We start from the raw sequence: 13,474 nt of genomic DNA, 5'->3' as shown, positions 1-13,474 counted from the left end.
TGGCGGGTCGCCAATTTCAGACTCACAAAACCGGCAAATTGGGCCGCCCTCTCTAAACAACACTCGAGGTTACGATGCTATCTCGTCAAAAATTCCTACTATCGCGGTTCAATCAGATTGTACCAGACGCAACCGCAACCCTCGTCCGGCAAAGCCGCAACGGCAATGTGGTCCCGCGCCAAGCGCTGAAGGTGTTATTTGGTTTCCTTACCGCAGGGTTGGTCACGTTTGTTCTGTCCCCGTTCATCTCAGCATTTGCTGGCTTTGTTTCGAGTGACCTGACTTCCTACGCGGAATCGTTCCTCGCTCTTTTCACCGGACTTGGCGTATTCTGGGTCACAGCAGCGATCGTGCTTAAAGGGTCGACGCCTCGCGCGTGGTTTGGACGGGGACTTATCTGTATTGGAACCGCGCTTATAACGACACCGATCGGGCTGTCGGTCCTGTTCGCAATATACTTGCAAGACTGGATATCAGTCATATCCGGGACCGCCATTCAAAATGCAGGTACAACTGTGGCATCACTGTTTGGCGGTGTCGTCGTCGCGAATGCCCTCGCCTTGGGACTGGTCTTAGGATGTGTGTCAATGCTGTTTGGGCGATTGCTGGTGCAAGAGCACACTGAATCACCTGTCCGATACTGCAAACCCCAGTCATTCGCCTTATCCGATAAAGGATCGGCACGTGGGCTTTCATTGGAGCAGTCACAATGAACCTGGCCATCAATAACCATTTTCACAGTAATGAATCAGAGCCTTTAACCATGGACCCAATTCGCATCCTTATCGTTGCACCGGACGAAGCGCGTTCAGCAATTCAAGAGCTTGCAACACAGCTTGTAGGAGCTGAGATAGTTGGTGTTGCCTACAATCTAAGAACGGCAAAACAGATATTGGATCGCACGCAACCCGATTTGCTTCTGGCCGACGTAATGCTTCAAGGACTGCGTAGTATTGACGTAATTTCATATGCTTCTGCAATATTGCCAGATCTCAAGATCCTGGCGCTTAGCCCAAGCGACCCACCTCATGATCGCATTATCCTCGCCATTCAAGCCGGCGCACTTGGATATATTTGCCGTGCCGCTGGAGGCGATGAAATGCAAAGTGCAATAAACGAAGTGCTTGAAGGAAACTATTACCTGCCAACTGACACAACTATCGACGTTCTCAAGGACGCAGCGCCCGAGCTTGCCGCTTCTGCAAAGGAACGACTGAGCTTCATGTTTCAGGCCTTGCTCGGGTTCATTCCCGCAGCAGGTCTAATCGCGGCAGTCACAGGTTTTTTGTGGCGCGAGTATTGGGGTCAAATTGGCGTTCGCGTGGTTGATATAGGCGTTGATGCAAGTACGCGAGTCACCGAATTCGTACTAACTTTTCTGGTGCTTCTGGGAATTCTCGGCCCACTTCACTTTGTTGATAATTGGCGAGAAGCATTGAAGTCATGGGCAAACCGTCGCCCGCGACTTCGAAAGATAACCAAAGACTTTAAACCAGTGAAAATTGGAAAAACCACGATTGGAGAGATCGCGGCAAATGAAAAAGTTCAATGGCTAGCGGTGGCTGCGATCGTTCTGTCGGTCACGATTCCATTGGATTTCTCAGGTGGCAGAATTCTGACAATAATAATTGGCGCGGTGGTTGCGCTGGTGATGCTCGCAAATTTGTTCTCGTTGGAGGACTATCTGCCAGATCTGTTGCGCCCATCCAAACAACAAATAGGGAAAGCGTTGGTAATCGATGGTATGTTATTCTTGGTCCTGTTGCTTGTATTGAGCGCCGAAGTTTTCCTTTTAGGGCCCGACCTTCGCGAGGACGGATTGCATGGGTTTCTTGCACCCAAGGTTCTTGACCTTTCTGCCCGGCCGGTAACACTCATAGACCTGAATGAAAAATTCGAACCCATGCAAGCTCTTTGCCTTGGTGGCAACGCAGATCTGTATGTTCTCTATGACCCCTGCGAAAAAGTTGTTCGAATGATCCCGGTTGGTTCTTCGCGGGTGGAACATATCCCTCAGGTCCAGTGCTAGTTCGCGTAGATGATCATATGCTTGGGTTCGAAATAATAACTCGGAACCTTTAATTCCAACATTGCGGTTGAAGCATAGCTTGTGAGGCAGACCGTCGGATCGAGCGACGATCGGACTGACTATTTGACACGCTGCGGCAATCCCGGATTATAGGTGAATGTCGAAAGTACAGCGCCCTCCGAAACCTCAACCTCGCCCCTACCTTCCAAGCTCCGAACGCTATGACCAAATGGTCTATCGCCGTTGTGGACAATCTGGCCTCAGATTACCCGCGGTCAGCCTCGGGCTTTGGCACAACTTCGGTGGAGACACGCCGCATGAGTTAAAGCGCGATTTGTGCCGGACTGCATTTGATCTTGGGATCACACATTTTGATTTGGCCAACAACTATGGCCCACCGCCGGGATCCGCCGAAGAAGCTTTTGGTGAAATCCTGAAGACCGACTTCGCAGGCTATCGAGACGAACTTATTGTGTCCACAAAGGCGGGATATGAAATGTGGCCGGGCCCTTACGGCGAGTGGGGCTCGCGAAAGTATCTTGTGGCGTCGTGTGACCAATCGCTCAAGCGTATGGGCCTCGATTATGCAGACATTTTTTATTCCCACCGATTTGACCCGGAAACCCCTTTAGAGGAAACCATTGGAGCCCTGGATTACATCGTGCGGTCAGGGCGGGCGCTTTATGTCGGTATCTCAAGTTACAATTCCGTTCGAACACGCGAAGCACTTGCAATTCTGGAAGAACTTGGAACGCCGTGCCTGATCCATCAACCATCTTACAACCTTCTCAATCGGTGGGTCGAGCATGACGGGCTTTTAGACACATTGAAGGAAAGGGGCGTGGGATCGATTGCATTTACGCCTTTGGCGCAGGGAATATTGACGTCGAAGTATTTAAAAAGCATTCCGGCTGGCAGCCGGGCCACACAGGGCAAATCCCTTTTGGACGGAATGATCAACGATCGATCTTTGGCGAGCGTTAAGGCGCTAAACGAAATAGCACAAGCACGCGGACAATCTTTGGCTCAGATGGCGATTGCTTGGGTTCTTCGAGGTGGTCAGGTGACAAGTGCACTGATTGGAGCATCACGGCCCGAGCAAATCGCGGATTGCGTTGGCGCAGTCCACAATTTGGACTTCACCGAAGAAGAACTCTCCATGATTGACGAAGTCAGTTCGGAAGAGGAAATTAATCTATGGGCCCGATCCTCTGAAACTGAATAGATATTAACAAGTAGACACCGTGAAATCCCGTATTTGAGACGCAGCACCGCTTGAGATTTTGCTGCGGTTTCCAAGCTAACCCAAACTCGCTTGACCGTACTAAGCTCTGGCTGAGCGGTTACAATTCTTTTGTGAAGAAGTGATTCAAGGTTTAATTGGCCTGCATAGCCACAACGAACCTATTGGCCGAATAGCTGATCCGATTCAGGAAAAGATCGAAACGAAATTAGCGTGTAGGCTACCTTTGACTCGAATTTGAAGGGATGTGGAACAATGACTACACCGGAAGACAGATTAAGGGAAATCGGTCTCGAATTACCCGCGCCCACCAAGGTACCTGACGGGCTGCATCTCCCCTTCTCGTTCGTGAACATAAGGGCCGAGAGAGTTCTTTTTTCTGGGCACCCCAAAAATGCGAAGGACGGAAGTATCGCCGGACCGTTCGGATTGCTGGGTAGCGATCTGTCGACAGAACAAGGGTACTTGGAGGCTCGGGAGGTCGCGCTCACGGTTCTGTCGAACATAAAGGCCGAGATCGGTGATCTTTCCCGAATTGTCGGTTGGTCCCGCGTGTTCGGGATGGTGGCCTCTGCACCCGGCTATACCGAGCAACATCTCGTCGTGAACGGATTTAGCGACTTGGTCGTCGATGTATTCGGTTCAACCGTAGGTCGGCATGCGCGATCCGCCATCGGGGTTCTTTCGCTGCCTCTTGGTTTTGCGATGGAGATTGAGGGCGAGGTATTGATCTCTCCCTGACTTTCGCCGGTCAAAATGACAGCCCGTATCTCCAACCGCTCATGAAGAGGCTAGCGAAGTTGTCCGGATTGGGGTTGAAAAATAGACTTCCGTTGCCAACAACGAACTTGCAAGCGATTGTTTCGTAACACTTACAAGTTTTCTTTTAGGAACTCGTGGGGCGGCACGCTGAACCGACAACCCCCACTTAAGCCAGTTTAAAAGCTAGTACCTTCTCAAATCTGAAGCGTGCCGCCCACATCGTCAGAATGACATTGTGGCAAAAATGTGTCCACAGTACACTTAGAAACATACTGTTCGCCATGTGGAAACCAGCGGCAGTTTTGAGGATACTCTTCTTGGGTGTGACGAAGCTTTTCGACCGCCTCGCTGCAAGCAGATGGCTAATTCCAGCTTGGGCGAAAGTTATCTGCACCTAAGCTGACAATCCGCGAAGTTTGAACGAAATCAGGGTTTGTTCAGCCAAAGGGGTCTTCGTCACGAACTTATCAAATGAACCGCACTATCCGTATTGCAATATCCGGAGAACGCTTCCGTAGAATACAAAATTGCCAAGCTAACCTTTGCCGGCAAGCAACTGAACCGCCAAGGTCGCGATCGTTCGGGCGAACTTGGCGGAACCGTCGGTACATTAGTCGATAGTAATGTCACCTGTGATCGTATTCGCAAACTTTCCGGTGTCCGGATCCGTCAGGGAAGAGAATGTACCGCCGCCACTGGCGCTGGTCCACTTTCCCGAACCACCGGAAACCGACCAATTACCCGTCAAAGCCCCGTCGGCCCCCAAGCCTGTTGCTTCCCAGGCCATGACCGCTTTTTCACCGGATGCGGTGTCGAAGACGCAGTTGCCCCCACCGGAAACTTCAGTCCCCATAATTTCGACTGCACCGAAGCAAGGGCCGCTGGCTCCCTCAAGTGGATGTCCGGGCTCTACCGCGAACATTTCGTAACTTCCACTGGTGCGCATTACCATGTGTCCATCGGCGATAGGCATCGGTTCGTTTGAGCTGGTGCCTATTCCGACCGCGCCGCTGCTGAACGTTTCGGCATAAGCTGGACTGATCGACACAATTGCCGCAATGACGAGAAAACGCATAACAAATACCTCCCTAAACGGTCCGCCTTAAGCCAATGAAGTGAGGCGGATAGGACAGTTTAGCACAAGCAAGGCTTAATCCCTAAAAACGACCACTCACCTAAAGTCCGGGCGCGATCGGAAGTCCCAATTAGTCTGCATAGCGATCGCTTGTTAGAGCGAAATAATCATTATTGGGTCAGCCGTTGTTCGTCACCCAGCATATTGAGATCAGTCAATGACTCTGATCTGATCTTGGTCGCCTCAAAAAGAAGAAAAGTAGCAATAATTAGCTCTAGCCCATCCTCCAACGTCGCCAGAGCAGGCTCGATGAATGGATGCGCAGTGTTACTGGCGTTTTCAAATACCGCATGCAAGAAATCGAGCCCCACTCCGACCGCGCCAAGCGCTATTACGAAACAGGTAAATTGAAAGATCGCTTTGCGAAGTTCCCCTGACGCACGACGGAACGCCAACCAAAGGGAGCCGAAGACAGGAATAGCGATACATACTGCCGCAAATAATTCACCGACGTCATCGGCCTCGACGCCAGCGAATTGAGGAAACACGTTCAGCCCAGCAACAATGTCGCCAATAGCCTCATGAATCTCCAGAGCATCATCCAGAAACAGAAGGCTGATGGCCAGCGCGACCCATCTGGCTGGCCCCTTCGTCCGCCAAAGTACAAAGCTTGCCAGACCCAGCTTTAAGATCATCCAAAGACCGGCAAAGCTTGCTTCATCGGTGAGGTCGGCCATCGATGGGATACCGGTCCGATATCCTGCAAGCACAGCAGCGGCGAAAAACACGTGAGTACCAATAAGCACGCCATCAGCGATTAACGAGCGATACAGTGTGGTCATAATCAAGACAACCTCGATGGCTGCGTTGACCTAACTTACCTCAGTGTCATAAAATTTTCACCTAAATGTTACAATCGCCTTCAAAGCCAAATTATGCGAAATGCATAAAGAGATGGTTAGACTTCGCCTAACGGAACACCGAACGCAGTAATTTACACACACGAATATGCACTAATGATCTAGTTGCCTTCGTTTTCACTCACGTTGGCTGCCGCTCGGCCCAACCTGCAAAGATTTTCTCAAGCGCTACAACTACGTAATAAAGAACGATGCCCATAAAAGCGAGAGCTATGAGAACGGCAAACATCAAAGGATAATCTGAATTCGTTTTACCGCTGTCGAAGAGGGCTCCAAGACCACGTCCGTGCGGCGACACTATCTCCATAAGATTCGTGCCGATGAACGCCAGCGTTACCGCCACTTTGAGCGCTCCAAAGAACTCTGGCAAAGTCTTTGGAAGCGCAATCTTCCAAAAGACCGTTGCCTGACTAGCCCCAAGAGAGCGCAAGATATCGCGATACTCGGGCTCCAGCGTGGACAAGCCTATCGAAACCGAGACGGCGATCGGGAAGAACGAGATCATGAAGGCGATCAGAATTGTGTTGAAGTCATGTGCGCCCACGAAAAGAAGCGCCACAATTGGCACTACCGTCGCCTTGGGAATGGCATTAAAGCCGACCAGGAGTGGATAGAGCGCGTCGCGCATAGTTCGTGAAAAGCCCATAACCATGCCAACAAAAATACCGAAAGCAACAGCGATCAAAAGCCCGGCAACTGTACGCCAAAGCGTCTGCCAACCCATGACAAGGAAAAGTTCCCAATACCGCGAATAAGCAGCTGGCAGATCCGAGGGAGCCGCCATGATGTAGTTTGGCCACCCATTGACCCAGACCAAAAGCTCCCAAAGCGCCAGAAAGACGACCATTGCAATTACCGGGACGGCGATTTTGCGGAGTGTCATGCCCCGACCTCTTCAGAGGGTGCACGACCCTGTGCGATCTCGATCTGATGCCGTAGGATATTGAGCCTGTCAGCAGCTTCAGGCGTGTACAAATCATCAAGCTCAGGTGGGCCATTGCGTGGGATGTTCATTACGTATTGTGTCTTTGCAGGACGGCCTGAAAGCACCACAACTTGATCAGCAAGAAAGATCGACTCGCGCAGGTCATGGGTAATCAGGACGCCAGTAAAGGGTTCTTCCGCTTTGAGTGAATGCATCGTCTGCCAGAGATCTTCGCGCGTAAAAGCGTCCAAAGCGCCAAAGGGCTCATCCAAAATCAGAACTTCGGGCTTGTGGATTAGAGAGCGGCAGAGCGAGGCCCGCTGGCGCATGCCTCCCGAAAGCTCCGACGGACGTTTGTCTTCGAAGCCCTTCAACCCAACAAGGTCGAGAAGGTGCAATGCCCTTTGTTCCTGCTCGGTTTTCGACATTTTTGTGGGGACGATTTCAAGGGGTAACATAACGTTTTTCAGGATCGTCCGCCATTCCAGAAGCACTGGGTTTTGAAATGCCATACCCACGGTGGAACGGGGGGACTGCACGCGCTCTCCGTGGAGCCAAACTTCGCCTCTGTCCGGTTTCATGAGGCCGGCAATCAGGCGGGTGAGGGTAGACTTCCCACAGCCGGAGGGCCCGACTACGGCGACGAAGCCGCCCTCGGGTACAGACACGTTCAGGCCATCTAGGACCGGAAGCGGACCCGCGTCCGTCGCATAGGCGTGATGAACGTCTTTAATGTGGATAAGTGGTTTTGTCATGAGAATTGATTGCGCGGTCCGCTGAGCGGACCGCGCCCGTAAAACTTACTTCAAAGCAAATCCACCTTCAGGGAGATAGGCGTCAGTGAAGTATAGCGATGCATCAGGTGTGTTCTGAAACTCATAAGTCTCGCCCAGCTGTTCGATTGCCTTCTTCATGCGGGCGGCGTCGATTCCGCCCATCCCGTTTGCTTTAACGTAATCGGTCGCAACGTTCTGTTCGATCGCCATCTGAAGACGCTCTTGCTCTAACCCCTTATCGGCCGCAGGGTTCCGCTGCACCAGTGAATCAATGCCTGCGGCCGGGTCGTCGATAACGTCTTGCCAGCCGGCTGCTACCGCGCGCAGGAAGCCACGAACCTGTTCGCTGTTCTCGGCAGCCCAGTCGGTGTTCACCAAGATAGCGTTGCCATAAAGCTCAAGCCCATGGTCAGCCATCAGGATATTCGAGATATCGTCATCGGCAACACCCAGACGTTTCAGGTTCACGACCGACGAGAAAGAGAAGCCTGTAATTGCGTCGACATTTCCTTCGGCAAGCATTGGCTCTCGGGTTGGAAAGCCGACGGGTTCCACCGTCACGGAAGAGGGATCAATGCCTGTTTCCTGGGCAAACACGGGAAACTGCGCCCACGCGCCATCTGGTGGAGGAGCTCCAAGAACCCTGCCTTCAAGGTCCTTCGGTTCCGAGACGCCCAGACTTTTTCGTCCAACGATTGCGAATGGCGGCTTGTCATAGATCATCATTACAGCGGTCACAGGCGCACCGGGGTTTTGATCCAAAAACTTGATGACCGAGTTTATGTCACCAAAACCCATCGGGAAGGCACCAGTGGCGATTTTTGGGATTGTCTGAACAGAACCCGAGCCCGCCTCAATGTTAACCGAAAGGTTTTCTTCAGCGAAGTGACCGTTGTCTATAGCTGCGAAATAAGCGGCCGAGGGTCCCTCGAATTTCCAGTCCAAGGCGAAAGGTACTTCTGTCTGGGCATTTACGACGGTTGCAGCAAAAAGACCGCTCGCGATGACAATAGCGCGGTGAAACATAGGGCAGCATCCTCCTGTTGGTGGTGTTTGGATTAAACGAACACCTTCTCGCATCGAAGGCTCAAATACACTAGTACGCACGCGCTTACCATGGCTTAGGCATCGAGCATTGTTCCAGAAATGGGCAAGAAGACATTGGATTGCCTGCCGTTTGAGCGGCAGAGAGTAAGCTTCACCTTCTGACCTAGGCATCAGAGCGCAGAGTAAAATGTCAGTCGACATTACCAACAATGTATTCGTGGCTCTTTATGGTCCAATTAAGTGAAACGCCGCGCATGGTGAATACCAACGATCAGGACTTCAACTACTTTGGCAACGATTAAGGGCCTGTTTTTGATCCAACTCAATCCTGTCAGATTTCGGCGGTGATAAATCCAGTCCGTGAAATGAGAAAGGATTTTAAGTTGGCCACGACATCATACCCAGAACTGACGAATGCGATTTCAACGCAAGTCGGTCAATTGCGAAAGAACATTCCCAACACAATGAAGGGCTTTTCTGCGATGGCGCAGGGTGCAACATCTGATGGCTCCCTGGATGAAAAAACCAAGGAACTGGTTGCAATGGGGATCGCAATTGCTTTGCGTTGCGACGGGTGCATCGGTTTTCACACTAAAAGCCTCATCCGTCTTGGTGCCTCTCGCCAAGAATTTGAAGAACTTCTGGGCGTCGCAATCTATATGGGAGGCGGTCCATCCCTTATGTATGCGGCGCAGGCGCTGGACGCTTGGGAACAGTTTGGAGACCTGAGGAAATAGACAGATCGTTCGTTAGTCAGCGCCAAAGTGCCAGGTTTTGGGACTTCAAATGCGTCCGGTCGGTTTACCCAATAAGCGCAATGGGTAGTCGGTTTGTTGGATGCGCGACCCTTAGGTTAAATCAAAATCATGCGCGTTTGCAGCGCGTTAGATGATATTCTCCTGAAAGTCGCTGTGAAGGAATCGAACCGAAACCCGAAATTTCTGAATCTTTCTTCAAAGTTCGCTTTGGCAAAACTGGGAGGATAGCACCTTGTCCGCAATTCCGCTAGAAAGGCCAGTCAAACCCCGTTGCCTTTTCAGACACGTCCCACAGCTTCGTCATGACAACCTTGTCATAGGCGTAAGGTTCCAGAGTGCCCTTACCCACCGGGCCGACAAATTCCATGCGGCCCGTGGGACCGTAAAGAGCGCGCTCTTCCAAACCGTCTTCGGTCGCGCACATAACTTCCGGATAGGCACCTTTTTCGGCGGTTTGAACCATTGGCGACTTGGTCATCAGCCACCAAATAACCCGCGTTAAAAACCCACCGCTGGTGCTGATCAATGATGTCGCGGAAGATCCTGGATGACAAACATAGACCTCTACAGACTTGTTCGCGGCCTTAAGACGATCTTGCAGTTCATAGGCGAACATCATTTGCGCTAACTTGCTTTGGCTGTAGGCGGGATTAGCGCTGTAGTTCTGGTTCCAGTTCAAGTCGTCAAACTTTATTGTCCGCAGACCCATCTTATATCCAAGGCTTGCGACGACCACGATCCTGCCCCGAGATTCTTCTATACGCTCGAACAGCATGCCGCACAGTACAAAATGGCCGTAGTGGTTGGTTCCAAGCTGGCTTTCGAACCCGTCTTTGGTGAACTGCTGTTTCGGCACCTGAGCAATGGCCGCATTGCAGATTAACGCATCGACTCGGGGAACGGTCTTCAGCACTTCCTTTGCCGCTTCGCGTACGCTTGCCAAGTCTGCAAGGTCCATTCGGATAAAGCGCACATCGGCCTCTTCGCCGAACTCCTGTTTAAGCTCCATAATAGCGTCGGTCGATTTCTCTTCGTTGCGATTCAGCATCACGACCTTCGCGCCTTTGGACAGCAGAATTCGCGAAGCCTGGAAACCCGTACCAGCATTGGAGCCGGTGATGATAAAGGTCTCGCCTGCAAGCGACCCCAATCGCTCCTTGGTCCAGCCGTCAGGTCCGAAATGGGTGTCTTTCAATATCTTCTCCTTTCAGCAGCAGCTGATGGCCGCAATTGCGTGTTTTACGCTTAGAGAAAGAAATTAAATCTCAGGGGCAACCAAAAACAGGGTAGATCGTCGCGAATACTTGCCTGATTGTCTCAGGGTGGTTGCTGGGACCAAACTCGCAGGACTAGATTGTTCAAATGAGCAAACAAAAGATCAAACGCCTCATTGAAAGACTGATACCTGAGGACGGTCTAACAGAAACAGGAGTGAAGGGTGTAAAGCTGTTCCGGGCCAGCACCCCGGTCCCTTGCGCCCCAGCGATCTATGAGCCTTGCGTGATTGCCATCGTGAATGGAGCCAAGGAAGCTGTTCTGGATGGCGAACGACATGTCTACGACGATAGTCAGTATCTGTGCTGCCCGATGTCTATTCCAGTGCAAGCGGGGACGCCAGCCGCATCGCCGGACAACCCACTTTACGGCTCTTACATACCCCTGGATCAACGCATTATGACCGAACTGACGATGGAGATGGACAATGCCGGAGGCAGCATTCCGATCGCGAAGGGAAACCTGCCAACACGGGCAGTCAGGTTTGCGAACTGGGACGACATGTTTTCAGATGCGCTGTTCCGGCTACTTCAACTGGGACAGAACGAAGTGGATGCCGCGGTTTTAGGGGACGCGCGGCTGCGAGAACAATATTATGCCATCCTGCTAGGCGACGCCGGAGTTTTCGCAAGGCAGGCTTTCGGTGCTGGCAATGCCATAGCACGATCCATTACGCATGTGGCATCAAACCTCGACTCAGCGATCTCGATAGACGATTTGGCGGCTCGCGCGGGAATGAGCCGGGCCGTGTTCCATCGGAAATTCAAACAAGTCACGACAATGTCCCCGATCCAATTTGTTAAGTCCATGCGCCTCAACAATGCAGCGATGAAGATCGCCGGAGGCATGACCGTGAACGAAGCTGCAATGAGTGTCGGCTACGTAAGCCCCTCTCAGTTCAGCCGAGAGTTTAAACGTGCGTACGGGCAGTCTCCCAAACAGTGGAGCAATGCCCAACAACTCCCCTTGGGGGTTGCGTAACGCCTGCATTGACTGGTCTGATTTAACAAAATGCGGATTTCAGGCGATACAAAATGTCCAGCGGTCTTGCCCCCGACGCATTCATTCAAAGGCTACTCTTGCACGGCATGTTCTAGCGATGTCAACACCCGGCCAAACCGCTCCTTCTTCCCCAAGTTGCAAGTAGGCTGTTGAGTAGTTTGTGCAGGAAGTGGGCGCCGGGATCCGTCAGTCGGCCTTAAATTGTGGGAACATTTGGATAATTCGCTCGGCGGCAAGAGAGTTAGTGGCCGCCGACCAATGGCAGTTGTTTCCGAAATCTTCGACATCGGTTTTGTCGCTGAAGTCAATGCAATTCAATCCCAGTTCCGAGCAATCTGTTTTTGTACGGCTGAGCACCCAATCTCCGTACGCACCATCCTGCGGATGAGCGCAATGTGGAATCAACAAAACAACCAAAGAAGCTCCTTCAGCAGCAACCGAGTCACGCAGTTCCGAAAGCACCGCGCGGCTGAGGTCTCGACGTTGCTCGAGCATTTGAACCGGATAACCCGCGGCCTTATCCAAGAACTTTCTCAAAGACCATTGAATTAGGGTCGGCAATCGCCACAAACTGACGCCTTCAACAAGATCATCGCAATTGCCCACTGCAAACGCCTCAAGACTACCATCCGGCAAAAGATCATATCCGGGTTTGGGCAGACCGCGAATTCGATGAGCGTTGCGGTGAAAATTGTCCGAAAAATAACCTAAAACAACGAGATCCGGTTTAAATGCGCGCGCCTCGCTCTCCCAATACATCAAGGCTTGATCTACAGCAAACCCGTTCACTCCAAAATTTAAGACGCGACGTCCGGTCAACTCCTGAAGGCGCGACGAATAGGTCGCACTGTCCGGCAAACCCAGACCATAAGTAAATGAATCCCCAATTGCCACTATCGGTCTGGAAGCGGGGAATAAGACGCGCCCAGTCGAATTGCGGTAACCGTTCTCGTCATGCGAGGTTGCACCATTCGAGTACCCGCGTCGCATCCGCCACCCAAGATTCTTGTCGATTTCGAGATCTCCATGCTCGGGCGCAGAGCAACCTTCAGTCTTTCGCAAAGCTCGCCAGTAATCTGCCTCCCAGCCGTAACGGAACGTTTCCGCTCCGAACGATAACCGCAACAGACCTTCGGCGATGGCTGTTGCAAAGCAGACACTTATCAAGACGAGAGCAAGGTTCTTAGCAAAATTTCGCATTTGGAATTCCCTTGTTAGGGCAGCACTTCAAATTCTTTCCGGGCCAATACACAATTGAGGCTCGATCACCATTTTAAGTAAATTTCGAAATATAGCCATTAGGAACAGAGGGATAGGTAGAGTGATCAGACTGAAGATACGGGGGATAGTGTTTTGCACTGAGTGATCAGTTACCATTTTTAATGTTTGCCACAATCAGTTTCGCCCAAAACTATGACCAAGTCCCATTGGGCGGGTGAGTTATCGATCCCGATGCTTTTGCGCCTTTGGATGCTTCCATCACGCACCGTTCAGTGATGATCGCCTTTGACGCGGTATTTTGATCTTCCTTTGACGAGACCGGCGCAGTTCGAAGTTACGAAAGTGACGACTGTATTTCGGGATGTGCGCCGGCACAGTCGTATTTGGTCCTGCAGCCCTGGAAAATCTGGCTAAATTTTAGAACGCAAACCGACCTGCTGA

Annotated in this window: 13 protein-coding genes; 6 read left to right on the top strand and 7 right to left on the bottom strand. The window is 51.6% G+C overall.

The features are described from left to right. The first annotated feature begins 74 nt into the window (after positions 1-74). The 4 genes from AC2FNV_RS08420 (at position 75) to AC2FNV_RS08405 (ending at position 4,013) form a co-directional block, all read left to right on the top strand. The gene (locus tag AC2FNV_RS08420; protein WP_170477287.1) at positions 75-713 is read left to right on the top strand and encodes a hypothetical protein; all 639 of its coding nucleotides are present in this window, start codon (positions 75-77) and stop codon (positions 711-713) included. Further along, positions 710-2,029, top strand: a complete 1,320-nt coding sequence (locus AC2FNV_RS08415; RefSeq protein ID WP_496772966.1) for a response regulator — start codon at positions 710-712, stop codon at positions 2,027-2,029. The genes AC2FNV_RS08420 and AC2FNV_RS08415 overlap by 4 nt, the downstream gene beginning before the upstream one ends. A gap of 157 nt (positions 2,030-2,186) precedes the next feature. Continuing rightward, complete coding sequence (mgrA, locus tag AC2FNV_RS08410; RefSeq protein ID WP_170603552.1) at positions 2,187-3,254, top strand: L-glyceraldehyde 3-phosphate reductase; 1,068 nt, start codon at positions 2,187-2,189, stop codon at positions 3,252-3,254. A gap of 273 nt (positions 3,255-3,527) precedes the next feature. Continuing rightward, entirely contained in the window at positions 3,528-4,013 is a 486-nt protein-coding gene (locus AC2FNV_RS08405) for a RidA family protein (protein WP_170603551.1), read from the top strand. Between the two features lie 631 nt (positions 4,014-4,644). Here AC2FNV_RS08405 and AC2FNV_RS08400 read toward each other — a convergent pair. The 5 genes from AC2FNV_RS08400 to AC2FNV_RS08380 all read right to left on the bottom strand — a co-directional run bounded on the left by AC2FNV_RS08400 (position 4,645) and on the right by AC2FNV_RS08380 (position 8,756). Continuing rightward, the gene (locus tag AC2FNV_RS08400) at positions 4,645-5,109 is read right to left on the bottom strand and encodes a hypothetical protein (RefSeq protein ID WP_496772963.1); all 465 of its coding nucleotides are present in this window, start codon (positions 5,107-5,109) and stop codon (positions 4,645-4,647) included. A 170-nt stretch (positions 5,110-5,279) separates the two neighbouring features. Continuing rightward, positions 5,280-5,951, bottom strand: coding sequence for a DUF8692 domain-containing protein (locus tag AC2FNV_RS08395; RefSeq protein WP_170603547.1), 672 nt, complete (start codon positions 5,949-5,951; stop codon positions 5,280-5,282). A gap of 199 nt (positions 5,952-6,150) precedes the next feature. Next, the gene (locus AC2FNV_RS08390; RefSeq protein ID WP_170603545.1) at positions 6,151-6,912 is read right to left on the bottom strand and encodes an ABC transporter permease; all 762 of its coding nucleotides are present in this window, start codon (positions 6,910-6,912) and stop codon (positions 6,151-6,153) included. Beyond that, positions 6,909-7,709: an ABC transporter ATP-binding protein gene (locus AC2FNV_RS08385; protein WP_170603543.1), complete on the bottom strand. Its 801-nt coding sequence runs from the start codon at positions 7,707-7,709 to the stop codon at positions 6,909-6,911. Before AC2FNV_RS08385 ends, AC2FNV_RS08390 begins: the two co-directional genes overlap by 4 nt. A gap of 45 nt (positions 7,710-7,754) precedes the next feature. Continuing rightward, a complete protein-coding gene (locus AC2FNV_RS08380) occupies positions 7,755-8,756 on the bottom strand; it encodes an ABC transporter substrate-binding protein (protein WP_170603717.1) in 1,002 nt (333 codons plus the stop codon). Positions 8,757-9,160: 404 nt separating this feature from the next. Here AC2FNV_RS08380 and AC2FNV_RS08375 point away from each other — a divergent pair, with 404 nt between their 5' ends. Then, positions 9,161-9,514, top strand: a complete 354-nt coding sequence (locus AC2FNV_RS08375) for a carboxymuconolactone decarboxylase family protein (protein ID WP_254442550.1) — start codon at positions 9,161-9,163, stop codon at positions 9,512-9,514. Between the two features lie 268 nt (positions 9,515-9,782). Here AC2FNV_RS08375 and AC2FNV_RS08370 read toward each other — a convergent pair whose 3' ends face one another. Next, the gene (locus AC2FNV_RS08370) at positions 9,783-10,730 is read right to left on the bottom strand and encodes an SDR family oxidoreductase (protein ID WP_170603539.1); all 948 of its coding nucleotides are present in this window, start codon (positions 10,728-10,730) and stop codon (positions 9,783-9,785) included. 167 nt (positions 10,731-10,897) lie between these two features. Here AC2FNV_RS08370 and AC2FNV_RS08365 point away from each other — a divergent pair, with 167 nt between their 5' ends. Further along, positions 10,898-11,791 carry an AraC family transcriptional regulator gene (locus tag AC2FNV_RS08365; protein ID WP_496772959.1) on the top strand — a complete coding sequence of 298 codons (894 nt, stop codon included), beginning with the start codon at positions 10,898-10,900 and terminating at the stop codon, positions 11,789-11,791. 207 nt (positions 11,792-11,998) lie between these two features. On the opposite strand, the gene AC2FNV_RS08360 is transcribed toward AC2FNV_RS08365, so the two are convergent. Continuing rightward, the gene (locus tag AC2FNV_RS08360; RefSeq protein WP_170603536.1) at positions 11,999-13,012 is read right to left on the bottom strand and encodes an SGNH/GDSL hydrolase family protein; all 1,014 of its coding nucleotides are present in this window, start codon (positions 13,010-13,012) and stop codon (positions 11,999-12,001) included. Between the last annotated feature and the right edge of the window lie 462 nt (positions 13,013-13,474).

This window comes from Ruegeria sp. BHSA163 (assembly GCF_059613365.1).
The sequence above is the reverse complement of the archived record's forward strand: the minus strand, read 5'-3'. Positions and strand labels throughout refer to the sequence as shown.

Bases quoted from the DNA above. Each gene is read 5' to 3' on its own strand.
- AC2FNV_RS08365 (WP_496772959.1), top strand. From the start codon at position 10,898: ATGAGCAAACAAAAGATCAAACGCCTCATTGAAAGACTGATACCTGAG.
- AC2FNV_RS08385 (WP_170603543.1), bottom strand. From the start codon at position 7,709: ATGACAAAACCACTTATCCACATTAAAGACGTTCATCACGCCTATGCG.
- AC2FNV_RS08420 (WP_170477287.1), top strand. From the start codon at position 75: ATGCTATCTCGTCAAAAATTCCTACTATCGCGGTTCAATCAGATTGTA.
- AC2FNV_RS08360 (WP_170603536.1), bottom strand. From the start codon at position 13,012: ATGCGAAATTTTGCTAAGAACCTTGCTCTCGTCTTGATAAGTGTCTGC.
- AC2FNV_RS08390 (WP_170603545.1), bottom strand. From the start codon at position 6,912: ATGACACTCCGCAAAATCGCCGTCCCGGTAATTGCAATGGTCGTCTTT.
- AC2FNV_RS08400 (WP_496772963.1), bottom strand. From the start codon at position 5,109: ATGCGTTTTCTCGTCATTGCGGCAATTGTGTCGATCAGTCCAGCTTAT.
- AC2FNV_RS08415 (WP_496772966.1), top strand. From the start codon at position 710: ATGAACCTGGCCATCAATAACCATTTTCACAGTAATGAATCAGAGCCT.
- AC2FNV_RS08395 (WP_170603547.1), bottom strand. From the start codon at position 5,951: ATGACCACACTGTATCGCTCGTTAATCGCTGATGGCGTGCTTATTGGT.
- AC2FNV_RS08405 (WP_170603551.1), top strand. From the start codon at position 3,528: ATGACTACACCGGAAGACAGATTAAGGGAAATCGGTCTCGAATTACCC.
- AC2FNV_RS08380 (WP_170603717.1), bottom strand. From the start codon at position 8,756: ATGTTTCACCGCGCTATTGTCATCGCGAGCGGTCTTTTTGCTGCAACC.
- mgrA (WP_170603552.1), top strand. From the start codon at position 2,187: ATGTCGAAAGTACAGCGCCCTCCGAAACCTCAACCTCGCCCCTACCTT.